Genomic DNA, 23,385 nt, shown 5'->3' on the forward strand with positions numbered 1-23,385 from the left:
CGCAGGGCGGCGGGGGTTCGGCGGGCCGGGTCAACGTTCGAGGGTGGTCTTGAGGTGGCGGTTGCGGACGTTGATGTGGCGGCGGAGGCCCAACCGGTCGGCCAGGCGGCCCAGGAGACCGGCGGGGGCGGAGAAGTCCACGATGTCGGTCATGAGGGTGGCGCCCGCATGCGGGGCCGCGTCGAAGCGATGTTCGTGGCGCCAGTGGCGGAACGGGCCGGACACCTGCTCGTCCACGAAGTACGCGGGCCGCTCCCACGCGCTGATCGTCGAGGTCATCCGCCAGGTGAGCCCGAAGTGCCTGGCCTGCCAGGTGACCTGGTCGCCGAGGCCGAGCAGGCCCGTGGTGACGCCCGCGCGTGGTGGAGGTCGTCGGGTCAGTGGGCGCAGCCGGCGTACTCGTCGAGGCGGCGGAACATGGCGGCCAGCATGAGCGGGAACATCGCGACGTGCGCGACGACCATCAGGACGCCGCCGTCGATGACGCCGAGCCACAGCAGCGGATACAGCGGCACGACCGGGACGAACATCGCCGCGCACATCTCCAGCGTCGGCGGCCAGCGGTGGCCGCGGAAGCGCATCCACGCGGCCATGCCCACCGACATGTCGACGGCCATGATCAGGTACGCGAGCTCCGGCGACTCCTCGTGGGAGACGGACAGGCCGACGGCCGACTGGAGGGCGCCGAGCACGAACATGCCGGCGAACATGGCGAGGATCATCTCCACGTAGTGGAGGGCGAACTTCGACCAGCGACGTCCGGTGATGGAAGGCGGTGTCATGCTTCCGACTGTGGCCGGACGGGGGCGGCATAAGGGAAGGGCAAGGTGGTACATGTCCGGAAAGTTGGGTTGTCTGTCTGCCCTACTACAGTCGTGACCATGGAGTACCGGCGGGTCGTGGTCGTCGCCTACGAGGCGGCCGAGCTGCTCGACATCGCGTGCGTCACCTCGACGCTGGAGAACGCCAACTGGCACGGCGCCTCACCGTACTACCAGGTGCGGATGGCCACTCCCGGAGGCCATCCCGTCACCACCGCCAGCGCGCTGGTGCTCCAGGGCCAGCTCACGCTTGAGCGGATCACCGGGCCGCTCGACACGCTCATCGTCTCCGGCGGCACCGGCCACCTGGACGCCGCCGAGAACCCGCTGGTCGTCGGCCACGTCCGCAGGCTGGCGCGGGAGAGCAGGCGGGTCGCCTCGGTGTGCACCGGCGCGTACGTGCTGGCCGCCGCGGGGCTGCTCGACGGCAGGCGTGCCACCACCCACTGGCGGGAGGCGGCCGACCTGGCGGCCCGCCATCCGCGCGTCACCGTGGATCCCGCCCCGATCTACGTCCGCGACGGCGAGGTGGCCACGTCCGCCGGGGTCACCGCCGCGCTCGACCTCACGCTTGCCCTGGTCGAGGAGGACAACGGCGCCGAGCTGTCCAGGACGGTGGCCCGCGGCATGGTCACCTACCTGCAACGGCCGGGCAACCAGGCGCAGATGAGCATGTTCGTCAGCCCTCCGGCGCCGGCCGACAGCCTGGTCAGGCGGACCGTCGAGCACATCTCCGCCAACCTGGCCGCCGACCTCACCGCGGCCACGCTGGCCGCCGCGGCGGGCGTCAGCGAACGCCACCTGACCCGGCTGTTCCTCAGGCATCTGAAGCAGACGCCGGGCAGGTTCGTGCGGCAGGCCCGTACCGAGGGGGCGGCGCATCTGCTGGTCTCGACCTCGCTGCCCATGTCCGCGATCGCCGTACGCTGCGGTTTCGGCACGGCCGAGACGTTGCGCCAGGCGTTCGTGGACCGGTACGGCATTCCGCCGTCCCGGTATCGGCTGACTCAGTCGTCTGCGACCGGTTAATTGCCTTTTGTCCGGCCCGAAAGGAGTAATTCGGGCTAGTGTGACTGACTTGGGCACTTTCCCGAGCATTAAGGTGATCATCAGATGCGAAAGACGATCGCGCTGACCGGGGCGGCCGTCGTCCTGTCGGGGTGCGGCATGCTGCCCGGCGCGCAGTCGCGGACGGCCGCGCAGGAGACGGCGGCCACCACCGCTCCGGCCGCCGCCACCACCTCCTCTGCCTCACCGCCGCAGAGCGCGCCGCCGCAGCAGGACGAGGTCATCGCCACCCGCGAGGCCAAGGTCGGCTCGGGCGGCCAGCACGGCAAGGCCCGCGTCGACATCACCGCGCTCAAGCGCCAGGGCAGGACCGTCACACTCAACTGGACGATCACCGCCACCGACGGCAAGGTCAACGTGCACAACGGCCTCGGCACCGGCACGCTCGACTACACGGTCGCCAACGTCTCCCTGATCGACCCGGTGAACGCCAAGCGCTACCGCGTCGCCCGCAACGGCACCGGCCCGGACGCCACGTGCGTGTGCTCCGGCACCCAGGGCCAGTTCCTGGAGAGCGGGCAGGCCAGCACGCTGTACGCGGTCTTCGCCGCGCCGCCGCCGGAGGTCACCAAGGTCAACGTCGAGATGCCGATGCTGGGCGTGCTCACCGATGTTCCGCTCTCTTAGCCTCGCGCTGGCCCTCGTCCTGACGCCGGCGCCGTCCCCGGTCCAGGTCCCGCCCGACGCCATCGGCCCGGTCGAGGACCTGGTGCTGCCGGTCGAGGACATCGTCGGCGAGATCGAGTCCATGGACGGCGCCGAGAGCGAGACCAAGCAGGGCCGCCAGGTGACGGTCGCGCTCACCAGCGACGTGCTGTTCGCGCTGGACAAGTGGCGGCTCACACCCAAGGCCAGGAAGCGGCTGGCGGACGTGGCCGCCAAGGTCGAGGCGGAGGGCGCGGGCGGCGTCGTCAGGATCGGCGGGCACACCGACGACCAGGGGAGCGACGCGTACAACCTGGTGTTGTCGCGGCGGCGTGCGCAGGCCGTGCGCGCGGCCCTCGCGCCGCTGCTCGGCGGCGGGAACGTCACCCTCCAGGCCGCCGGCTACGGCGAGACGCGGCCCAAGCTGCCCAATCTGGTCGAGGGCAAGCCGGTGGAACGGAACCGGGCGAAGAACCGCCGCGTGGAGATCGTCTTCACGGCCAAATAGTGACGGGCGCGGTCGGGCGGGGTGTCACTCGGCCTTGAGTTCGCCGAGCGTCACCGTGACGGTCTGGGTGCCGCCGTTGGCGCGCAGGATCTCCACCTTGACCTGGTCGCCGGGTTTGTAGGCGCTGACCTCCTCCGCCAGCGCGGCCATGGTCGCGGTCTTCTTGCCGTTGATCGAGAGGATCACGTCGCCGGACCGGATCCCGGCCTTCTCCGCGCCGCCGCCCTTCTCCACGCCGGCCACGCCCACGCCGCTCGGCTGCCCGGTGGCGCCGATGACCGTGCTGCCGCGGATGCCGAGCGCGGCCCGGTGGCTGTTGGTGACCTTGCCGCTCTTGACGATCTGGGCCGCGATGTCGGTGGCCGTGTTGCTCGGGATCGCGAACCCGATGCCGGGTGCGGCCCCGCCGCCGAGCTGGGGGTCGGTGGCGGCGAGCGTCGGGATGCCGATGACCTCGCCGGCCAGGTTCACCAGCGCGCCGCCGCTGTTGCCGGGGTTGATCGCGGCGGAGGTCTGGATCGCGCCGCTGATGGTGGCTCCCGGCGATTCGGGGTTCTGGGGCTCGCTGACGGTACGGCCGAGCGCCGAGACGATGCCGTTCGTGACGCTGCCCGACAGGCCCAGCGGGTTGCCCATGGCCAGGACGATCTGGCCGACCCGCAGCTTGCTCGAGTCGCCGAACCTGGCCGGACGCAGGCCGTCGGGCTGCTCCACCTTGATCACGGCCAGGTCGCCGGCGCCGAACGCCTTGACCAGCTTGGCCGGGCGGGGTGCGCCGCCGGTGGCGATCGTGACGTTCATCTCGGTCGCCTCGCCGACCACGTGCGCGTTCGTGACGATGTGACCTGCCGTGTCGTACACGATGCCGGAGCCGAGGCCCACCTTGGTGTTGATCTGCACGATCGACGGCAGGACGTCCGTGATGACCCGTTCGTACGCGCTCTCCAGCGACTCCGGCCCGCTCCCCGGCGCCGCTGCCGAGGTGGGCGACGGCGAGCCCGGCATGGTCGTGGCCGGCGAGACCGTGGACGTCGAGGTGGACGAGGACGGCCCGCAGGCGGTGAGCAGTGCGACGGCGGCCAGCCCCGCCACGATCTCCCTCATGGGGAGGTCTCTGCCCAGCTCAGCAGGAAAGATACGCCTCCCGGACGTCGCGTCTGCTCAGCTTGCCGGTCGGGGTGCGCGGCAGCGACTCCCGGTACTCGATCACCCGGGGGTGCTTCAACCGGGCCAGCCGGGGCGCGCAGTGCCGCAGCAACTCGGCGGTCAGCGCCTCGCCGCCCGCCACGCCCGGTGCGGGCTGGACCAGTGCCACGACCTTGTGTCCCCACTCGGGATCGGGCACGCCGATCACCGCGACGTCGGCGACCGACGGGTGTTCGAGCAGCGCGGCCTCGATCTCGGCGGGGTAGATGTTGACGCCGCCCGAGATGATCAGGTCGGTCCTGCGGTCCAGCAGGAACAGGTAGCCGTCGGCGTCGAGGTAGCCGATGTCACCCGGGGTGTAGGCGGCGCCGCGCATGGCCGAGGCGGTCTTGCCGGGGTCGCCGTGGTACTCGAAGCGGTTGATGCCGCCGATGTAGACCGTCCCGGGCTCGCCGGGGGGCATCTCGTCGCCGTCGTCGCCGACGATCGTGAAGGCCATCCCGTCGAGGGCCCTGCCCACCGTGCCCGGCCTCTCCAGCCACTCCCGGGACGACACCATGGTCGCCACCGCCGCCTCCGTCGAGCCGTAGTACTCCCACAGGACGGGGCCGAGCCAGTCGATCATGGCCTGCTTGGTGGCGGGCGGGCAGGGGGCGGCGCCGTGATAGAGGTGGGTGAGGGAGGACAGGTCGTACCTGTCCCGGTCCGGTACGGCGAGCAGCCGGTGGAACATCGTGGGCACCATGAACGCGTTCGTCACCCGGTGCCGTTCGATCAGCTTCAGCGCCTCGGCCGCGTCGAACCGTTCGGGGGCCACGATCGTGTGGCCGAACTGCAGCGCCATCATCGCCTGGCCGTACGGGGCCGAGTGGTAGAGCTGCGAGCACACCAGGTGCACGCCGTCGGACGGCAGGCCGAAGTGACGCCAGCTCTTGCGCATCAGGATGGGGTAGAGGTCCTCGGGCGTCAGGTCGAGCAGGCGGCGGCGCACGCCCTTGGGACGGCCCGTGGTGCCGGAGGTGTAGAGCATCATCGAGCCGGCCCGGCGGTGCCCGGGGGCGGTGTCCGGCCGGCCGTCGATCAGGTCGGCGACCGTGAGCGCATCGGGGGAGACGACGACGTCGGCCGCGCAGTCGGCGATGACGTAGTCGATCTCCTCGGCCGTGAAGTGCCAGTTGACCGGCACCAGGTAGGCGCCGATCTGGTAGGTCGCCAGCATCATGGTGAGGGCGTCGAGCCCGTTCTTCAGCACGGTCACCACGGCGCCGCCCGGCCGGACGCCACGCGCGACCAGGCCGTGGGAGGCGCGGTTGGCGCGGCCCAGCAGTTCGCCGTAGGTCGCTTCCTCGTCGCCTAGCAGGGCGGGACGGTCTGGATCGGCGGCTGCTATCTCGTAGAAACCCCTCATGTTCGCAGACCATACAGAATTAGATTCTGCTGGGGGAATAGAGGAATTATCCTCCTCTGTGGTGACGTAACCTCAAGGCCATGGCGGACGTCGGCGACGAGAGATCAGCACAGGACACCCAACCTTTCCGCAAGGTCGTCGTGCCGCCTGCCGAGCAGACCGTCAAGATCCCGCGTCCGCCTCGGCCGGGGGCGTCCCAGCCGATCGGGCCCGCTCCGCAACCGCCGTCCGGCCCCCAGGCTCCCCGCCCCTCCCCTCCCGGCTCCCCTCCCGGCTCCCCTCCCGGCTCCCCTCCCGGCTCCCCTCCCGGCTCCCGGCCCGGCCCGCCGCCCGCCCCGCAGTCCGCCCCGGCGCCCGCTCGGTCGCCCGCGCATCCGTCTGGTCAGCCGCCGTCGGGGCCGCAGGCGCGCCCGCACCCATGGCCGCCATCAGGGCCGCAAGGGCGCCCACCGTCCGGCCCGCAGTTGCGCCCGCAGCCTCCCTCCGGGCCGCAGCCCCTCTCCGGGCCGCAGGCTTCCTCCGGTCGGCGGCCTTCCGGCCCGCAGCCCCTCTCCGGGCCGCAGGCTTCCTCCGGTCGGCGGCCTTCCGGCCCGCAGCCCCTCTCCGGCCCGCAGCCCCTCTCCGGGCCGCAGGCTTCCTCCGGTCGGCGGCCTTCCGGCCCGCAGCCTTCTTCCGGTCCGCAGGCGGGCCCGGCCGGTCCGCCGGGTTCCCTCGGCCCGCTCGGTCGCCCGCCGCAGCCGCCGCAGGGCGGGAACCCGCAGGTTCCGGGTGGGGGACGGCAGGGGCAGGGGAGGGCGGCGGGGCGTCAGCCTGTGCAGGTGTGGCCGCCGGGAGCGCCCGGATCGCCCGAGTCGGGCCCGGGCGGACCTGTGACGCCGGTCGTCACCAAGCCGCACAAGCGCGGCATCGGGGACATCCCCATCCGCGTGGTGTACCTGGCGGGCGCGATCCTCGTCACCGTCGTGGCGGTGCTGCTGGTGTTCGTCGTGTTCTCCGGCGACGTGCCCACGCGCGTCGACTCCACCGGGACGCCGGTCTCCGTCGCCCCGGTACCGGCCGCGACCGCCACCCCGACCGCCTCGCCGACGCCCAGCGAGACGCCGGTCGTCCTCCCGGCGGTGCCCGAGAGCAAGGCGTTCGCCACGTTGCCGGGCAAGGCGTCCGTGGTCAGCGGGATCATCTCCGACCGGACGTCCGGCATCAGCTACCCGCGCCTGGCCGCGCCCTGGGACGCCAAGTCGTTCGCGCCGTTCACCGTCGCCCAGCGCATCGGCAAGGTCGCGGTGCCGCACACCGTGATCGCCTCGGCCATGTTCCCCGGCGACGCCCCCGAGAAGAAGCCCTCCAAGGACGCCGACTACCGCGAGATGGCCACCCGCGCGGCCCGCTGGGCCCTGCGTACGCAGTACCCGGCGGGCGCCACGCTGACCTCCTGGACCGGGTCCAGGAAGGTGCCGGTCGGCAAGGGCTGGTCGCTGGGCTACAAGGTCACGTACGTCTCGGGCGGCAAGACCGAGACCGCCCAGGCCATGGTGACGATCGTCGAGGTCGGCAAGACGAAGCCGGCGATGCTGATGGCCTCGATCCCCGAGAAGAACAAGGCGCGATGGCCTGATTTGAACACACTCGTCCAGCAGGTGAAGCCCCTCTAGGCCAGAAGCATGCTCTAGAATATGGTTCTGGGCATCAGGCGTGGACTTTGACCTGGCTGGAGGATGAGCAATGGCGATCGGATTGAGCGAGGAGCACGAGGCGCTCCGTGACTCGGTGAGCGGCTGGGCCGACCGGAACATCCCCTCGGAGCTGCTGCGATCCGGGTCGGACGGGCGTCCGCCGTTCTGGCCGGGCCTGGCCGAGCAGGGGCTGCTCGGCCTGCACCTGCCCGAGGAGTCCGGCGGCTCGGGCTACGGGCTGCTTGAGGCGGCCGTCGCCGTCGAGGCGCTGGCCGAGAAGCTGGCCCCCGGCCCGTACGTGCCGACCGTGCTGGCGAGTGCGGTCATCCACGCCAGCAAGCGGCACGACCTGCTCGAAGCCCTCGCCGACGGCACGCTGACGGGCGCCGTCGCGCTGTCCGGCTCGCTCACCGGCGCCCGCGCCGACGACGGCTCGCTGGTCGTCTCCGGCACGGCCGACCCGGTGCTCGCCGGCTCGCTGGCCGACGTGCTGGTGCTGCCGGTGACCACGTCCGAGGGCGAGGAGTGGATCGCCGTCGACGCCGCCGCCGTCACCGTCACGCCGGTCGAGTCGCTCGACCTGACCCGTCCGGTGGCCAAGGTGGAGCTGTCGGAGGTGAGCGTGCCCGCCGAGCGGGTGCTCGACGGCGTGGAGAGCCCCGACGTGCTCAACCTGGCCGCGATCCTGCTCGGCGCGGAGGCCGCCGGGCTGGCCTCCTGGTGCGTCACGGCCGCCGCCGCCTACGCCAAGGTACGCGAGCAGTTCGGCCGCCCGATCGGCCAGTTCCAGGGCATCAAGCACAAGATCTCCCGCATGCTCGTCGCCCTTGAGCAGGCCCGCGCCACCGTCTGGGACGCCACCAGGGCCGAGGGCCGCGAGCTGGAGTACGCCGCCGCCGTCGCCGGTGTGATGGCCCCCGACGCGGCCGTCCAGTGCGCCAAGGACGCGATCCAGACGTTCGGCGGCATCGGCTACACCTACGAGCACGACGTGCACCTGTACTACCGGCGCGCCCTCACGCTGCGCGCGCTGCTCGGCTCGTCGGCCGAGTGGGCCGCTTCCGTGACCGCGCTCGCCCTTCAGGGCGTCGGCCGCGAGATGGAGATCGACCTGCCCGAGGGCGCCGAGGAGCTGCGGGAGGGCATCCGCGCCGAGATCGCGGAGATCGCCCGGCTTGAGGGCCAGGAGCAGAAGCGGGCGCTGGCCGGGCGCGGCTTCGTCATGCCTCACCTGCCCAGGCCGTGGGGCCGCGCGGCCAAGCCGCTGGAGCAGGTGCTCATCGCCCAGGAGCTCAAGGCCGCCAAGGTCAGGCTGCCCGCGATGATCATCGGTGCCTGGGTGGTGCCGTCCATCGCCGTGTACGGCACGCCCGAGCAGCAGGAACGTTTCCTGCCCAAGACGCTCGCCGGCGAGATGATCTGGTGTCAGCTCTTCTCCGAGCCGGGCGCCGGGTCCGACCTGGCCTCGCTGCAGATGAAGGCGGAGAAGGTCGAGGGCGGCTGGCGGCTCAACGGCCAGAAGATCTGGACGTCGGTCGCCCACGTGGCCGAATGGGGCATCTGCATCGCCCGCAACTCCTCCGAGGGCACCAAGCACGAGGGCATCACGTACTTCCTGGTGGACATGAAGGCCCCCGGCGTCACGGTCAGGCCGCTCACCGAGATGACCGGCGAGAACCTGTTCAACGAGGTCTTCCTCGACGACGTCTTCGTCCCGGACGACCTGGTCGTGGGTGAGGTCGGCGACGGCTGGAAGGTCGCCCGCAACACGCTTTCCAACGAGCGCGTGTCGCTCTCGTCCGGGTCGGGCGGCACCGGCGCGTCCGTGCCCGACCTGCTCGGGCTGATCGGGCGGCTGGGCCGCGAGCTCACGCCGGCCGAGGAGCAGGAGGTGGCGGGGGTCGTGTGCGAGGGGCACTCGATCAACGCGCTGTCGCTGCGGGTCACGCTCAAGCAGCTCGCCGGGACCGAGCCGGGCGCCGACGCCTCCGTACGGAAGCTGCTGTCCACCTCGCACGCCCAGCACGTCTCCGAGACGGCCGTGAGCCTGCTCGGCGCCAAGGCCGTGGTGGCCGCCGACATGAAGCTCGGCGACGCCGGCTACTGGAACCGGGCGGTGCTCGCGACCAGGGCCATGACCATCTACGGCGGCACCACCGAGGTGCAGCTCAACATCATCGGCGAGCGGATGCTCGGCCTGCCCCGGGACCCCGAGCCGGGCAAGTAACACATGTGAGGTTTCGGCGGCTACTCTCCCTTGTGCCCGGACTGCCCGTCCCGGCGCGAGGGAGAGGCGGTGTCACGGTGCGCGAAGGCCGTGCGGGCCGCTGGGGGCCCGCGGCGCTGGGGCTCGGGCTGGCGGTGCTGGCGCTCGGACCGGCGCTGGCGTGGGGGCTGATGCTCCGGTACGACCTGCTCTTCGTGCCTGACCCGCCGCTCTGGCCCGACCGTGGCGGGTTCCCCCGGGCGGTGCCCAGCGACCTGGTCGTGGCGCTGCTGTCCAGGGCGCTGCCCGTGGAGATCGTGCAGAAGGCGGCCCTGGTCGCCGTCTTCGTGCTGGCCGCGAGCGGGGCGGCGGCGCTGGTGCCGGGGGAGCGCAGGCTCGCCCGGTTCGTGGCCGCCGCGTTCTACGCCTGGAACATCTACCTCGCCCAGCGGCTCATGCTCGGCCAGTGGGCCCTGCTCCTGGGCGTGGCCGGACTGCCGTGGGCGATCCGCGCGCTCACGCGGGACGACCCCGGCGACGGCGCGCGCGAAGCCCTCCCCCCGGCCTCTCGGTCGCGGGCGGGATTCGTGCGGTGCGGGCGGCTGGCGGCGGCGTTGCTGCCCGCCGCGGTCGGCGGGTTCCAGGCGATGCTGGTCTCCTGGCTGACCCTGATGCCGATCGCCGTCGCCCGGCGCAGGGTGCCGGTCGCCGCCGGGGTGCTGGTGGCGTTCAGCCTGCCGTGGGCGGTGCCCGCGCTCGGCTCGGGCGCGGTGACGGACCCGGCGGGGGTGGACGCGTTCGCGGCCCGCGCCGACGGGCCCTTCGGCGTGCTGGGCAGCCTGCTCTCGCTCGGCGGCATCTGGAACGCCGAGGCCGGGCTGCCGGGCCAGGAGTCGTGGTGGACGGCGACCGCCCGCCTCCTCCTGGTCCTCGCCGGTCTGTACGGCTACGCCCGCCTCCGCTCGGCCCCCGTACGGCCCGCGTGGTGGGGCGGACTGGCGGTGGCGGCGGCGGCCGGGTTCTGCGTCGCGGGGCTGGGTGCGTTCGAGGGCGGGCGGGAGGCGCTCAAGTGGCTCATCGCCCTGTGGCCGGGGTTCGGGCCGCTGCGCGACGGCCAGGTCTACCTGGCTCCGCTGGCCCTGCTGACGGCGGTCGGCCTGGCCTCGGTCCTGCGGTCGGGGGCGCTCGCGCTGGTCGGGGTGCTGGCCCCGGTGCTGGCGCTGCCGACGTTCGCGCTGGGGGCGTTCGGCCGGCTGGAGGCGGTGACGTACCCGGCGGAATGGACGGCGGTTCGGCGGATCGTGGACGGCGACCCGGCGCCGGGAGCCCTGGTGTCGCTGCCCTGGGGTGCCCACCGGGCCTTCGCCTGGAACGGCGGGCGGGTGGTGCTCGACCCCGCGACCAAGCTGTTCAGGCGCCGGGTGCTCTGGGACGACACGCTGCTCGTCGGGCTGCCCGGCGGCGGCCGGCTGCGGGTGCGCGGCGAGGACCCGCTGAACCGCCGTGCCGGCGACCTGCTGGCCGCCCACGCCTACGGCGAGCTGCCTGCCAGATACCTCCTCATGGCCGCGGGCGAGAACGGGTTCCCGTCCGCGCCGCCCGGGTGGAGAACGGTCTTCGACGGCGAAGAGCTGCGCTTGCTGCGGCATTGACCGGCTGTTTCATGATGTACCGGAGGGTAACTTGCTTTATCACGGTTTGACCAATGTTATGGATTCAAGACGAAACACGTTCTAGTCTCGGCACACCGCGTCACCGGAAGGAAGGGAGTGCTTCGTGTTGCGACTTCTCGTGGCCCTGGCAATAGGAGCCCTGCTGGCGGTCGGAGCCTCGGTCGCGGTGGTCAACGTGGCCTCACCCTCGCTCACCCCACCCAACCAGCCGCTCTACAACTACGGCACCAGGTGATCCATCCCGCTTGACGCGGGGCCATGCACAGCGAGCACGGAGTGTGGCTCCGCCATGCCCGCATGCCGGCCGACGAGGAGTGACGGTGGTCTTTACCGGTGAGCGCAAGGCGGACCCGGCACGGCTGGCCGAGCCGCGTACGAGCGACAGGACGGCGGACGAGCGGCCACTCGCGGGCGTCCGCGTGGCGATGCTCAACTTCCGCGAGCCCCGGCAGTCCACGGCCGGCGGCGCCGAGGAGTACGCCTGGCAGGTCAGCCGGTTCCTGCTGACCCAGGGAGCCTCGGTCGTGTTCGTGACCGGCCGCCAGCGCGGGCAGCGCCGCGCCGAGGTGCTCGACGGGGTCGAGCTGCGCAGGATGGGCAACCCGTACCTGGTCTACCTGCTGGTCCCGCTCTGGCTGCTGGTCCACCGGCGGCGCGTGGACGTCGTCATCGACACCATGAACGGCATTCCCTTCTTCTCCCCGCTCGTCGTCCGCCGCCGCACGCCCGTGATCAGCCTCGTGCACCACGTCCACGACCGGCAGTTCCACGCCTTCCTGCCCGCCTGGCTGGCCCGGATCGGCTGCTTCGTGGAGGGGGAGGTGGCCCGGCTGGTCTACCGGCGCTGCCTGACGATCACCGTCTCGGAGTCGTCGAGGCGCGACCTGGCCGACAAGCTGCGCTGGCTCGCGCCGGTCACCGTCGTGCCCAACGGCTGCGCCCAGCCCGCGCGGACCGAGCCGCCGGACGCGGCCGGCGACCCCGCCCTCGTGTACGCCGGCCGCCTGATCGGCCACAAGCGCATCGAGCGCGTCGTGGACCTGGCCGCCGAGCTCGGCGACGCCTGGCCGGGCCTGCGGGTGCACGTCGTCGGCCGCGGCCCCGAACGCGACGCCCTGGCCGCGCGGGTCGCCGACCAGGGCCTGGACGGACGCGTCGAGCTGCACGGCTTCCTGCCGGAACCGCGCAAGAACGCCCTGCTGGCCGCGGCGAGGCTCAACGTGACGGCCTCGGAGTTCGAGGGCTGGGGGCTGACCGTGATCGAGGCCGCCGCGCTCGGCGTGCCCACCGTGGCCTACGACGTGGCGGGGCTGCGCGACTCCGTACGGGACGGCGTCACCGGGTGGCTCGTACGGGACGGGGAGAGCCTGGCCGAGGTGACCGGCCGCGCGCTGGAGGAGCTGGCCGACCCGCGGCGGCGGGCGGAGGTGGCCGCGGCCTGCCGCGCCTGGGCCAGGGAATTTACGTGGGCCCGAACTGGGGCTAGCATGACCGGACTTGTCCTGGCGAAACTCCAAGATTGCGGCGGAGCCCCTCAGTGACCCAAGCTTCGCCTGGACCCCCGGGGGAACGCGGGGACTCCATCGTCGAGAGCGCCGTCGAAAGCTACGAGGCCCGGATCAGGCACAGGTTGCGGCTGCTCGCCGCCTGCCTCCTGCTCGGCGCCATCGCGTTCAACACCTCGACCGAGAAGATCATCCCCGAGACGAAGCTCGACATGGCGGTCAACCCGCTGGGCTTCCTCGGCCGGGCGCTGCACCTGTGGGACGGCGCCTACTTCGGCCACCTGCAGAACCAGGCGTACGGCTACCTGTTCCCGATGGGCCCGTTCTACGCGATCTTCCTCAAGCTGGGCATGGAGTCGTGGACCGTCCAGCGGTTGTGGATGTCGCTCGTGCTGTGCGCCGCCTTCCTCGGCGTCGTCCAGCTCGCCCGCGCGCTCGGCATCGGCGGCCCGCACACCCGCGTCCTGGCCGGATTCGTGTACGCGCTCGCGCCGCACGCCCAGGCGCTGATCGGCATCAACTCCTCGGAGTTCCTGCCCAGCGCCGTGTTGCCGTGGATCCTTCTCCCGCTGGTCAAGGGGGCCAAGGGCGGGCTGACGCCGCGCCGGTCGGCCGCGCTGTCGGCGTTCGCCTTCCTGTTCTGCGGCGGCGTGAACGCGGTGGCCGAGGCGGCCGTGCTCGTGGTGCCGATGGTGTACCTGCTGACCAGGCGCGGCGGGCCGGTCAAACGCCGCCTGATCGCCTGGTGGCTGCCGCTGGTCGCGCTGGCCTCGATGTGGTGGGCCGTGCCGCTGCTCACGCTCGGCGGCTACATCTTCTCGTTCCTGCCCTACATCGAGACCGCCACCGCGACGACCGGCGTGACGTCCCTGGTCAACGCCCTGCGCGGCACGTCGAGCTGGCTCAGTTTCCTGACCGTGGACGGCCAGACCTGGCTGCCCGACGCCCACCAGCAGTCCACGGTCCCGTGGCTGATCGTGGTCACCGCCGCCGTGGCCGCGCTCGGCCTGGCCGGGCTCACCCTGCGCCGGCTGCCCGAGCGGCCGTTCCTGCTGATCAGCCTGCTGTGCGGGATCGCCATCATCACCACCGGCCATCCGGGCACGCCGCACGAGCAGTTCATGGTCGGGCTGCTCGACGGCCCGCTGGCCGCCTTCCGCAACCTGCACAAGTTCGACGCGCTGATCCGGCTGCCCGTCGCGCTCGGCTTCGCGGGGCTGCTCTCCCTGGCGCGTCCGCGCCTGCGCACGCCCCTGACCGCGCTGGCCGCCGGGCTCGTGGCCCTGTCGGGCCTGCCCGTCCTGTACGCCGGCCTCGCCCCCGCCGGCGGCTTCGCCGCCATTCCCGACTACTGGCGGCAGGCCATCACCTGGCTCAACCGCAACGCCGGCGACGGCATGGTGCTGGCCGTGCCGGGCGCCAAACGCGGGGAGTACCTCTGGGGCCGCCCCCTGGACGAGCCGCTGCAGGCGCTCTCGCAGGCCCGCTGGTCCACGCACACGATCGTGCCGTGGGGCTCGGCCGGCATCTCGCGGCTCATGGCCGCCGTGGACGACCGCCTGGCCACCGGCCAGGGCTCGCCGGGGCTGGCCGCCACGCTGCGCCGGATGGGGGTGTCGTACCTGGTCGTCAGGAACGACCTGGACCGGGCGACGATCGGCACGGCCTGGCCGGTCCGGGTGCACCAGGCGCTGGAGGACTCGCCCGGCGTCTCGCTCGTGGCCCAGATGGGACCGGGCGTCGGCATCGGCCAGTACGGCAGAGCCGCCGCCTGGCTGGACCAGCCCTACCCCGCCGTCGAGATCTACCGCGTGGCCGGGGCCGCGCCGCTGGTCGGCACCGTGGACGCCACCCGCCCGCTGCGCGTGGGCGGCGCGCCGGAGTCCGTGCTCTCCCTGGCCGAGCAGGGCCTCCTGGGCGACGACCGGCCCGTCCTGCTCAACGACGACGCGGGCGTGGTCAAGGTGCCCGCGCACGACACGATCCTGACCGACACGCTGCGCCGCCGGGAGGTCGCCTTCGCCGACCTGCGCCGCAACGCCAGCGCCACGCTCACGGCCGACGAGCCCCTGCGCGGCAGCTCGCCCTCCAACGACCTGCTCGACCCCGGCTGGGCGCGGTACGTGTCCACGGCGGGCCTCACCGGCGTCGCGGGCGTCACCGCCTCCAGCTCCGAGGCCGACGTCGGGGCCGCCCCCAACAGCCGCGAGCCCGCCCACCAGCCCTTCGCCGCCCTGGACGGCGACCGGCGCACGAGCTGGCGCTCCACCGGCTGGAACGGCGCGGTGGGCGAGTGGCTGGAGGTGACCTTCGCCGACCCGTTGACGATCCCCACGATCCAGGTGGCGTTCGAGAACTCGCCGATCGGCCCGCCGCCCAGCGAGGTCGTCGTGGAAACCGGTGCCGGCTCGCTGCGCCAGAAGGTGCGCGCGACCGCCGACCCGCAGGAGCTGGCCGTGCCGAAGGGCCCGGTCGAGCGGCTGCGCGTCAAGGTCGTCGCCACCGCCTACCAACCGGCCAACCGCCTGGGCGGCCGGGTCGGCATCACCGAGCTGACCATCCCCGGCGTCCAGCCCGGACGGTCGATCGTCGTGCCCGACCCGCGCGAGGACACCGGCGAGCCGGCCACGATCGCGCTGGCCAGGACCGGCGACGTGCCCGGCTGCGTCAGGGGCTCGGCCGCCTGGAGCTGCGCCAAGGGCCACGAGGTGCTGGGCGACGACGGCAACGGCTTCGACCGCACCTTCGTCACCGGCAAGGACGGCGCGTACGGCGTTTCGGGCCGCACCACCGTCACCGACCGCGCCACCGTCGAACGCCTCAGCACGCTGCCCGGCGACCCCCTGAGCGTGCGCGCCTCCTCCACCTCGGTGGACGGCGGCGCGGCGGGCGGGCGCTGGGCCTTCGACGGCGACCCGAAGACGGCCTGGTTCGCCGACCCGCTCGACCCCAGGCCCACGCTGACCGTCGAGCTGGCCCGCGAGACGAAGTTGTCGCAGCTCCGCGTCATCACGCCCGACTCCTACCTCGGCGCCCCTCCCGTCCGGGTGACCATCCGCGCGGAGGGCGGCGTGCGGCAGAGCTGGGTCGGCACGGACGGTCTCATCCGCTTCCCGGAGATGCGGGCCAAGAAGGTCGCGCTGGAGTTCGGGGCGTCGGGCGGGCGGCCCATCGAGATCAGCGACGTGGCCTTCCCCGGCGTACGGCCGCTCGGCGCGCTGACCGGTTTCAAGCTCACGCTGCCGTGCGGCTTCGGGCCGACGCTCACCATCGACGGCAACGAGGTGCACACCGCCATCACCGGCGGCACCCTGCACGACGTGGTCACCGGCCGGCCGGTGACCTTCGAGACCTGCGAGCGGCTGCAGCTCGTGGCCGGTCCGACCCGGCTGTCGGTGCGGCCGGGCGAGTCGTACCGGGTCGAGTCGGCCGTCGTGCGGCACGAGCCGGGCAGCCCGGCGGCCGGGCCCACCGTCATGCGGCCGACGCCGGTCGGCAAGTGGGCGGCCGGTGAGCGGGTCGTCCAGGTCAGCGTGCAGGACGACTCCTACCTGGTGGTCAACGAGAACTTCAACGCCGGCTGGAAGGCCACGCTGGGGGCCGCGGCGCTCAAGCCGGTCCGGCTGGACGGCTGGCGGCAGGCGTGGTTCCTGCCCGCGTTCACCGCCGGGACGGTGACGCTCACGTACGAGCCGGACGAGCCGTACCGGGCGGGGCTCGCGGCGGGCGGGGCGCTGGCGCTGCTCGTCGCCGGGCTGGCCCTGGTGGGAAGGGGCAGGCCGGGACGCCATCTCGCGCCCGTCCTGGCCGCCCGGCCGCGCGTCCGGCACGTCGCGGTCTTCGCCGTGGCACTCGGCTACTGGGTCGGCGGGCCGGCGGGCGCGGGCGTGGCCGGAGTGGCGTTCGTGCTGGGCGCCTGGTCGCGTCCGCTGCGCGAGGCCGAGCACCTGCGCGGGCGGCGGCGCTGGACCCTGCTGCTCGGGCCGGCCGGCGGGATCGCGCTCTACCTGGCCGTCACGGTCGCCACGGCGTTCGGCGCGGGCGGCCTGTGGACGCAACTGCTCTGCCTGCCGCTGCTCGGGCAGCTCATCGTCGAGGTGGCGGCCAGGCGGGCGCCGGTGAGGCAGACGACCGTACCGATCACCGTCGCCGCAGGCGGCCCGACCATGACGAGTGTTCCGTGACCGACACGATCAAGCCGCGTCCGGGGACCGTGATCACGGTTCCCGGCCCGGTGGCGCGGGCCGCCCGCCGGATCCGCCGCCACGGCGTCCTGCTGGCCGGGCTCGTGCTCATCGCCGTGGCGATGGCGGGCAAGGCGGCCGTCGTCCAGGAGGCGTACTTCAAGGAGGACGACTACGAGTTCGTGGCCAGGGCGATGGAGAGCGACCTGTCGTTCGACTACCTGACCCGGATCCATTTCGGCCAGTTCATGCCGGGCGGCTTCCTGCTGGCCTGGCTGGTCTCCCGGCTGCACCCCTTCGACTGGGGGTGGGCGGCCGGCACGGTGCTGGCGCTGCACGCCGTGGCCGCCCTCGGCGTGCTGCGCATGCTGCGGGTGGTCTTCGGCCGGCGGCCGGCGACGCTCGTGCCGTTGCTGGTCTTCCTCCTCGCTCCGGTCACCGTGCCCGCGCTCGCCTGGTGGGCGGCCGGGCTCAACACCGTCTTCCTCCAGGTCGCGCTGCCCATGGCGGTCGCCTCGCACTGGCATCACCTGCGCACGGGCAGGCTGCGGCACGCCGTGGCCGCGGCGCTGTGGGTGCTGGTCGGGCTGCTGGGCTTCGTCAAGGGGTTCGCGCTGCCGCTGCTGCTGTTCGCCCTCACCGCGATCTACCACGGCGGGCTGCGCGCCGCGCTGCGCCGCCACCTGGCCGCCTGGGGCATGTACCTCACCGTGCTGGTGGCCTTCGGCGCGCTCTACGTCCAGCGGTCGTCGGCGGCGCCGAACACCGGGGCGCTGCCGATCTTCGACCAGGCCCTCGGCTTCCTGTGGGAGCTGCTGGGCAGGACGTTCGCCACCACCGTGCTCGGCGGGCCGTGGCGGTGGTTCGCGGGCGGCGACTGGGGAGTGGCCTCGCCGCCGCTGCCGCTGGTGATCGCCTCCCTCGCCGTCCTCGCCGCGCTGGTGGTGATCACCAGCCGGTACCGCAGGCGGGCCCTCCTGGCCTGGGCCACGCTGCTGGGCTACCTGCTCGTCGCCGACGCGCTGCCGGTGTTGTGGGGACGCGTCCACCTGCTGGGCTCGTTCGTCGGCACCGACACCCGGTACGTCGCCGACGCCGTCCCGCTGCTCGCGCTGGTCGTGGGCCTGGTGCTGCTGCCGCTGCGCGGCGAGGAGGAGCCGTACCGCAGGGCGCTGCCGGCGCGGGAGCGGGTGACGGGCGCGGCCGGCGCGATGCTCGGCCTGTTCGCGGGCGCGTCGCTGGTCACGGTGACGCTCTTCGCCGGGTACATGGGCGCCGAACGGCGGCACGACTACATCGAGACCGCCCGCGCCGAGCTGGCCAGGGCGGCCCCCGACAGCGTGATCTACGACCGGCTGGTGCCGACCGAGGTGCTGCCGAACTCGTACCGGACCTACAGCCTGACCTCGCGGGTGCTGGGCGCGATGGCCACGCCCGCGCTCAGGGCCAGGATGCAGGCGCCGCCCGCCGCGCTCGACGGCCTCGTCTTCGACGACCAGGGCCGCCTGCAGCCGGTGGACGTGCAGGGCATCCCGCTCGTGCCCACCACGCGCGACCGGTGCTGGCCGGTCACCGGCGGGACCGTCCAGGTGCCGCTGGACAACCGCGTCACCCGCGTCGAGGGCACCCTGGTCAGGCTGGGGTACGCGGCCCGCTCCGACACGACGGTCACCCTGTGGATGGGCGACCGCGCCACCGACGTGAAGCTGCGCGCGGGCTTCGGCAGGGTCTTCGTGCTCGCCGCGCCGGGGGCCGACCGGATCGTCGTGCACGACATGCCGCCCGGCCTGTGCCTGGGCGACGTGACGCCAGGACAGGCGGTGCCCCGGCCGTGACCCCCCTGAGCCGCAGGAGCCTCGCGCCGGTGCTGGCCGGCGTGGGCGCCTTCCTGCTGACGCTCATCCCCCTGACCCGCCTGTACGTCTACGACCAGGTGCTCAAGGCCCCCCTCGAACAGCAGAGCATGACCAGGGCGACCGCATCGTCGGCCACGTACGTGGACCCGGCGACCATGCGGCAGACGACCGGCGACCTGGTCCAGACCCGGTGGCTGATCGGCGACGTGCTGGCCGGCGACGACGACCGGGCGGTGTGGGGCGAGTCGGTCTCCCTGGCCACCCGCGACGGCCGCCGCCTGGACTACCACGAGCGCCGCCTGGCCTTCGACCGGCGTACCGGCGAGATCGTGAACTGCTGCGGCGAGTACCTGGACGAGGACGTCTCCGTCCGGCAGACCGGGCAGGCCTTCCGCTGGCCCTTCAACGCCGAACGCCGCGACTACCCGCTGTTCGACCTGCGCCTGCGCCGCCCGGTCACGGCCGCCTTCGACGGGGTCGAGCGGGTGCGCGGCGTCGAGACGTACCGCTACGTCCAGCGCACGCCGCGCCAGCTCGTGCCCGGGGAGACGCCGCCGCTGCCGCGCCACCTGCTCGGCCTGCCCGGCAAGGGCGACGTCGGCCTCGGCCGCTACGCCGAGATCCGGCGCACGTACTGGGTCGAACCGGTCAGCGGCCTGCCCGTCAGGACGCAGGAGGAGGTGACCGAGACGCTGGTCACCGCGGACGGCCGGGGCCGGCTGACCGCCCTCGACGCCGACCTCCGCACCTCGGAGTCGGACGTCGCCGCATCCCTGGCGACGGCTGCGGCCTACCGGCGCTGGATCCTGCTGCTCGGCACGGTGGCGCCGATCGGCGGCGGCCTGCTCGGCGTGGGCTGCGTGGTGGCCGCCCTGTGGTTGTCGCGGCGGCGCTCACCTGCGGCGCAGGACGAGGAGCAGGTTCCAGGTGACCAGCTCGCGGATGCCAGGTAGGTGGACGACGTGCCTGGCCCAGCGTGGGTGGTACCGGGGAATCGCGTCGAGGATCTCCACGTCGCGCCGCCCGCGCGCCCAGGCCAGGGGCTTGGCCACGCCGATGGCGTACATGCTCTCGCCGTAGACGTTCTTGGGGGGCCTGCCGTGGGTGCGGGCGTAGCGGCGGGCGGCGTAGTGGCCGCCGAGGTAGTGCCAGGGGGAGGTCTCGTGGCCGCCCCAGGGCGAGAACCAGATCGTGTACGACAGGTACACCACGCCGCCCGGCCGGGTCACCCGGACCATCTCGGAGGCCATCCGCAGCGGGTCGGGGACGTGCTCCAGCACGTTGGAGGAGAAGCACACGTCCACCGAGCCGTCGGCGAGCGGCAGGTCGAGCGCGCTGCCGAGCACGGCGTCGCGGGGCGGCACGCCGTCGCGCAGGCGCATCTCACCGGCGTCGCAGTCGACGCACAGGGGACGCGCGCCGACCGCGCGCAGGGCGTCGGCGAAGTAGCCGGGGCCGCCGCCGATGTCGGCCACGGTCGCGCCGGCCAGGTCGGTGTAGGTCGCGAGCTGGGCCACCGTGTCCCTGGCCAGGGTGCCGTAGAAGAAGTCGGGGTCGCTCTGCTCCAGGCGGAAGGCGCGCAGCAAACGGACGGATCTGCCGAGATCCGCTCGGAACGGTTCGGTGTCCACGGCGCGGAGCTTACTGCAGTGGAGGGATACGTCCATGGCTGAAGACCTCAAGCGAGCAGAGCCCTTCCAGATCACGATCCCGGCGGTGCGCACCGGGCCGGTCATCGGCGTGGGCCTGCTGATCATCGTGGTCTCGCTGGTGTTCCGGGCGAGCCTGCTCAGCAAGGCCTACTTCGTCGAGGACGACTTCCTCTTCGTGGCCGGGGCCGGCGACAGCGGGCCGACCTGGGAGTACCTGATGAGGGTGCACAAGGGGCACCTCATGCCGGGCGCGCTCGGCCTGGTGTGGCTGCTCACGTCGGTGGCGCCGTACAGCTGGGCGCTGGTGTCGTTCGTGACCGTCGCGATCCAGGGGGCCGCCTCGGTCATGTTCCTGGTGCTGCTGCGGCGGCTGTTCGGCGACCGGGCGGCCGTGCTCGCCGCGCTGACCGTCTACGCCTTCGCGCCGCTCACCGCGCCCGCCATGAGCTGGTGGTCGGCCGCGCTCAACGCCGTGCCGTTGCAGCTCGCGCTGGTCGCGGCGCTGGCCGCGCACGTCCGGTACGTCCGCGAGGGCAAGGGCCGCTGGCGGGCCCTGGCCTGGACCGCCGTCGGGATGGCCTTCTCCACCAAGGGGGTGTTCATCCCGTTCGTGGTGCTCGGGGTGAGCAGCGCCTACCTCGGCCGGGGCCTGTGGGCCCGCGCCCTGCTCGCCGAGCTGCGCAGGCCCGTCTGGTGGGCGCACGGCCTGCTGCTGGCCGGGTACGCCCTGCTCTACTGGCTGCGCCGCGACACCGCCGGGGCCGACGCGCTGACCGGCCCGAAGGCCGAGGTGGTCCCCGGGCTGCTGCGCAGGCTGCTGGGCGAGACCTTCCCCACCGGGGCCGTCGGCGGCCCGCTGCGCTGGGGCGGCGTCACCTCGACCGGCGGGCTGGCCGACCCGGCCCCGGTCACCGTGGTCGTGGCGTGGGCGGTGCTCGCGGCGCTGGTCGTGGTGACCTGCGTGTACCGCAGGCGGGCCTGGCGGGCGTGGGCGATCCTGGCGGCCTACGTGGTGGTCGCCGACGCGGTGCCCACCGTGATCGCGCGGGCCACCGCCTGGGACCTGGTCGGCGCCGAGACCCGGTACGTCGCCGACGCCGCCGTGCTCTTCGCGCTCTGCCTGGCGCTGGCCGTCATGCCGGTGGAGGACGAGCCCGACGTCGTCCGCAGGCCGGCGCCGTCGAGCATGCCGGCCGTCGGCGCCGGGCTGACCGCCGTGTTCCTCGTCGTGTCGCTGATCTCGATCAACACCTTCGGCGACACGCTCACCGGCGACCGGGTCAGGACGTACCTGGAGAACGCCAGGACCTCGCTGGCCGCGGCGGCCGGGGACGCCGACATCTACGCCCGTCCCGTGCCGCCGGAGATCGTCCTGCCGTGGAACGGGGAGCGCCGGATGACCTCGTACGTGCTGGCGCCGCTGGTCGACGCCGAGACCCGGGAGCGCATGCGCGACCCGCGGCCGTCGTCGGAGCCGTACGTGCTGGACGACACGGGCAAGCTCGTCCTGGTGGGACGGGTGGCGCCGTTCTTCGACGCGGTCAAGGGGCGCAGGTGTTACCCGGCGGGCAAGGAGTTCCCCGTCGAGTCCTTCGGCGGGGCCGGCGTGGTGGTGGCCATGTCGTACGTCAGCCCGCGGCCCGTGCAGGTCGTGGTGGAGGTCGGCGAGGCCCAGCGGGCGGCCACGCTGCCCGCGACCGGCGCCATGGGCGCGCTGTTCTACGTGCCGCACGACGGGCCGGGCAAGGGCATGCGGATCACCGCGGCCGGGGCGCAGGGTCAGGCGTTCTGCCTCAGGGCGGTGGCCTTCGGCGAGCCGGGTCCGGCGGCGCGCTGAGGCACCAGGCGGACGAGCCGCCTGGCGGGCTCCTCGACGTAGCGGTGGGTGAGCCCGGCCATGGTGACGGTGATGGCGGTGACGGCGACCAGGTTGACCAGGAGGTTGCCGGTCCACGGCTTCTGTCCGGTGAAGTCGTACCAGAGGTAGAGGATGACGAACTGCCACAGGAAGACGCCGTAGGAGATCTGGCCCAGGTAGCTCATCACCCGTCCGCCGAGCAGCTCGCGCACCCGCGTGGACCGTCCGGGCTCCAGCGCGGCCGGGGCGACCAGGCAGAAGGCGACGAGCGTGTACAGGCCCTGCTCGTAGAACGCGGTCCAGATGCTGCCCAGGCCGACCGCGCGCGGCCCGGTGACCGGCGTCGAGGCGATGAGGTACGCCAGGCCCGCGATGACCCACAGCGTGCCCCAGGAGGAGGCCAGCGCGGCGCTCAGCCGCCGTGCGCGGCCGTCCTCGGCCCTGGCCCAGACGGTCAGCACGGCCAGCGCCATGCCGGGCACGAAGAACGTCCAGGAGCGCGGCAGCCAGATGTTCATCCAGGGCCGGTAGTCGGGGAAGTACTCGAAGACCGTGTACACGTACGACAGCGCGCCGAAGGCGGCCAGGCCGACGAGCAGCCGCCGGCCCCTGGTCCGCAGGTCGGGGTCGCCGCGCAGGGCGAACCTGCGCAGCACGGCCGCCATCAGCGGGAGCGTGAGGTAGAAGGTCAGCTCGACCGCGAGGCTCCACATCTGGCCCAGCCCCTTGGGGCCGAGGCCGTACCACCAGGGGGTGATGTCGTAGGTGTGCACGAGGAACAACATCTGCGCCCACGTCCAGGGGTCGGCCCGGTGCGCCTCGCCCCACAGCAGCAGCGCCACGGCGACCACCAGCCAGTACGCCGGCATGATCCGGAAGAAGCGTTTCCACAGGTAGCGGCGGGTGTCCGGGGCCCGGTCGCCGAGCAGCACCTGCGCCGCCCACGGCCGGTACAGCAGCAGGCCGGAGAGCGTGAAGAAGATCGGCACGCCGATCTCGCCCCTGGACAGCACGCCGCCCAGGAACCCCGGGTCCAGGGCCGTCCCCGCCTCCATGGACACGTGGAAGAGCAGGACGGCGAAGGCGGCCACGGCGCGCACGCCGTCGAGCGAGGTCTGGTGTCCTGAGACCACCGGAACCCCGCTCGAAGTAGAACCTGTTTCGGTCACGTTTCCGCATCCC

General features: G+C 73.1%; 18 protein-coding genes. 12 read left to right on the plus strand and 6 right to left on the minus strand.

The features are described from left to right. Window positions 1-30: 30 nt before the first annotated feature. A complete protein-coding gene (locus tag ACWCSU_RS02360) occupies window positions 31-279 on the minus strand; it encodes an SRPBCC family protein (RefSeq protein ID WP_449932998.1) in 249 nt (82 codons plus the stop codon). Between the two features lie 98 nt (window positions 280-377). After that, window positions 378-782 (minus strand): hypothetical protein, encoded by a 405-nt coding sequence (locus ACWCSU_RS02365; protein ID WP_357702973.1) that lies wholly within the window; start codon window positions 780-782, stop codon window positions 378-380. 99 nt (window positions 783-881) lie between these two features. Between ACWCSU_RS02365 and ACWCSU_RS02370 the strand changes: the two genes are divergently transcribed. The 3 genes from ACWCSU_RS02370 to ACWCSU_RS02380 all read left to right on the plus strand — a co-directional run bounded on the left by ACWCSU_RS02370 (window position 882) and on the right by ACWCSU_RS02380 (window position 3,042). Further along, window positions 882-1,850, plus strand: a complete 969-nt coding sequence (locus ACWCSU_RS02370) for a GlxA family transcriptional regulator (RefSeq protein ID WP_357702971.1) — start codon at window positions 882-884, stop codon at window positions 1,848-1,850. A gap of 84 nt (window positions 1,851-1,934) precedes the next feature. Then, window positions 1,935-2,516, plus strand: a complete 582-nt coding sequence (locus ACWCSU_RS02375) for a hypothetical protein (RefSeq protein WP_449933001.1) — start codon at window positions 1,935-1,937, stop codon at window positions 2,514-2,516. Beyond that, a complete protein-coding gene (locus ACWCSU_RS02380) occupies window positions 2,500-3,042 on the plus strand; it encodes an OmpA family protein (protein WP_449933003.1) in 543 nt (180 codons plus the stop codon). The genes ACWCSU_RS02375 and ACWCSU_RS02380 overlap by 17 nt, the downstream gene beginning before the upstream one ends. Before the next feature lie 24 nt (window positions 3,043-3,066). Here ACWCSU_RS02380 and ACWCSU_RS02385 read toward each other — a convergent pair whose 3' ends face one another. Both ACWCSU_RS02385 and ACWCSU_RS02390 read right to left on the minus strand, forming a co-directional pair. Then, entirely contained in the window at window positions 3,067-4,146 is a 1,080-nt protein-coding gene (locus ACWCSU_RS02385; RefSeq protein WP_357702965.1) for a S1C family serine protease, read from the minus strand. A gap of 19 nt (window positions 4,147-4,165) precedes the next feature. Then, on the minus strand, window positions 4,166-5,596 hold the full coding sequence (locus ACWCSU_RS02390) for an AMP-binding protein (protein WP_449933005.1): 1,431 nt from the start codon (window positions 5,594-5,596) through the stop codon (window positions 4,166-4,168). 869 nt (window positions 5,597-6,465) lie between these two features. Between ACWCSU_RS02390 and ACWCSU_RS02395 the strand changes: the two genes are divergently transcribed. The 8 genes from ACWCSU_RS02395 to ACWCSU_RS02430 all read left to right on the plus strand — a co-directional run bounded on the left by ACWCSU_RS02395 (window position 6,466) and on the right by ACWCSU_RS02430 (window position 19,646). Next, window positions 6,466-7,248 carry a hypothetical protein gene (locus ACWCSU_RS02395; RefSeq protein WP_449933007.1) on the plus strand — a complete coding sequence of 261 codons (783 nt, stop codon included), beginning with the start codon at window positions 6,466-6,468 and terminating at the stop codon, window positions 7,246-7,248. A gap of 70 nt (window positions 7,249-7,318) precedes the next feature. Beyond that, on the plus strand, window positions 7,319-9,496 hold the full coding sequence (locus ACWCSU_RS02400; protein ID WP_357702959.1) for an acyl-CoA dehydrogenase: 2,178 nt from the start codon (window positions 7,319-7,321) through the stop codon (window positions 9,494-9,496). Window positions 9,497-9,573: 77 nt separating this feature from the next. Further along, window positions 9,574-11,127 carry a hypothetical protein gene (locus ACWCSU_RS02405; protein WP_449933009.1) on the plus strand — a complete coding sequence of 518 codons (1,554 nt, stop codon included), beginning with the start codon at window positions 9,574-9,576 and terminating at the stop codon, window positions 11,125-11,127. Window positions 11,128-11,251: 124 nt separating this feature from the next. Further along, window positions 11,252-11,383, plus strand: coding sequence for a hypothetical protein (locus ACWCSU_RS02410; RefSeq protein ID WP_260477562.1), 132 nt, complete (start codon window positions 11,252-11,254; stop codon window positions 11,381-11,383). 85 nt (window positions 11,384-11,468) lie between these two features. Next, on the plus strand, window positions 11,469-12,689 hold the full coding sequence (locus ACWCSU_RS02415) for a glycosyltransferase family 4 protein (protein ID WP_449933012.1): 1,221 nt from the start codon (window positions 11,469-11,471) through the stop codon (window positions 12,687-12,689). Further along, window positions 12,686-16,837 (plus strand): alpha-(1->3)-arabinofuranosyltransferase domain-containing protein, encoded by a 4,152-nt coding sequence (locus tag ACWCSU_RS02420; protein WP_449933014.1) that lies wholly within the window; start codon window positions 12,686-12,688, stop codon window positions 16,835-16,837. The genes ACWCSU_RS02415 and ACWCSU_RS02420 overlap by 4 nt, the downstream gene beginning before the upstream one ends. Continuing rightward, complete coding sequence (locus ACWCSU_RS02425) at window positions 16,834-18,672, plus strand: hypothetical protein (protein ID WP_449933016.1); 1,839 nt, start codon at window positions 16,834-16,836, stop codon at window positions 18,670-18,672. The genes ACWCSU_RS02420 and ACWCSU_RS02425 overlap by 4 nt, the downstream gene beginning before the upstream one ends. After that, complete coding sequence (locus ACWCSU_RS02430) at window positions 18,669-19,646, plus strand: DUF3068 domain-containing protein (RefSeq protein ID WP_449933018.1); 978 nt, start codon at window positions 18,669-18,671, stop codon at window positions 19,644-19,646. The genes ACWCSU_RS02425 and ACWCSU_RS02430 overlap by 4 nt, the downstream gene beginning before the upstream one ends. On the opposite strand, the gene ACWCSU_RS02435 is transcribed toward ACWCSU_RS02430, so the two are convergent. After that, window positions 19,587-20,324, minus strand: coding sequence for a class I SAM-dependent methyltransferase (locus ACWCSU_RS02435; RefSeq protein ID WP_449933020.1), 738 nt, complete (start codon window positions 20,322-20,324; stop codon window positions 19,587-19,589). The two genes, ACWCSU_RS02430 and ACWCSU_RS02435, sit on opposite strands and share 60 nt — an antisense overlap. Window positions 20,325-20,358: 34 nt before the next feature. On the opposite strand from ACWCSU_RS02435, the gene ACWCSU_RS02440 reads away from it, so the two are divergent. Beyond that, complete coding sequence (locus ACWCSU_RS02440) at window positions 20,359-22,182, plus strand: ArnT family glycosyltransferase (RefSeq protein WP_449933022.1); 1,824 nt, start codon at window positions 20,359-20,361, stop codon at window positions 22,180-22,182. On the opposite strand, the gene ACWCSU_RS02445 is transcribed toward ACWCSU_RS02440, so the two are convergent. Next, on the minus strand, window positions 22,125-23,372 hold the full coding sequence (locus tag ACWCSU_RS02445; protein ID WP_364086514.1) for an acyltransferase family protein: 1,248 nt from the start codon (window positions 23,370-23,372) through the stop codon (window positions 22,125-22,127). The genes ACWCSU_RS02440 and ACWCSU_RS02445 overlap by 58 nt on opposite strands. Between the last annotated feature and the right edge of the window lie 13 nt (window positions 23,373-23,385).

The sequence above is a fragment of the Nonomuraea sp. NPDC001699 genome (assembly GCF_053596455.1).

Coding starts and splice junctions, on each gene's coding strand:
- ACWCSU_RS02385 (WP_357702965.1), bottom strand. CDS start 4,146: ATGAGGGAGATCGTGGCGGGGCTGGCCGCCGTCGCACTGCTCACCGCC.
- ACWCSU_RS02380 (WP_449933003.1), top strand. CDS start 2,500: ATGTTCCGCTCTCTTAGCCTCGCGCTGGCCCTCGTCCTGACGCCGGCG.
- ACWCSU_RS02375 (WP_449933001.1), top strand. CDS start 1,935: ATGCGAAAGACGATCGCGCTGACCGGGGCGGCCGTCGTCCTGTCGGGG.
- ACWCSU_RS02360 (WP_449932998.1), bottom strand. CDS start 279: ATGACCTCGACGATCAGCGCGTGGGAGCGGCCCGCGTACTTCGTGGAC.
- ACWCSU_RS02365 (WP_357702973.1), bottom strand. CDS start 782: ATGACACCGCCTTCCATCACCGGACGTCGCTGGTCGAAGTTCGCCCTC.
- ACWCSU_RS02390 (WP_449933005.1), bottom strand. CDS start 5,596: ATGAGGGGTTTCTACGAGATAGCAGCCGCCGATCCAGACCGTCCCGCC.
- ACWCSU_RS02400 (WP_357702959.1), top strand. CDS start 7,319: ATGGCGATCGGATTGAGCGAGGAGCACGAGGCGCTCCGTGACTCGGTG.
- ACWCSU_RS02370 (WP_357702971.1), top strand. CDS start 882: ATGGAGTACCGGCGGGTCGTGGTCGTCGCCTACGAGGCGGCCGAGCTG.
- ACWCSU_RS02440 (WP_449933022.1), top strand. CDS start 20,359: ATGGCTGAAGACCTCAAGCGAGCAGAGCCCTTCCAGATCACGATCCCG.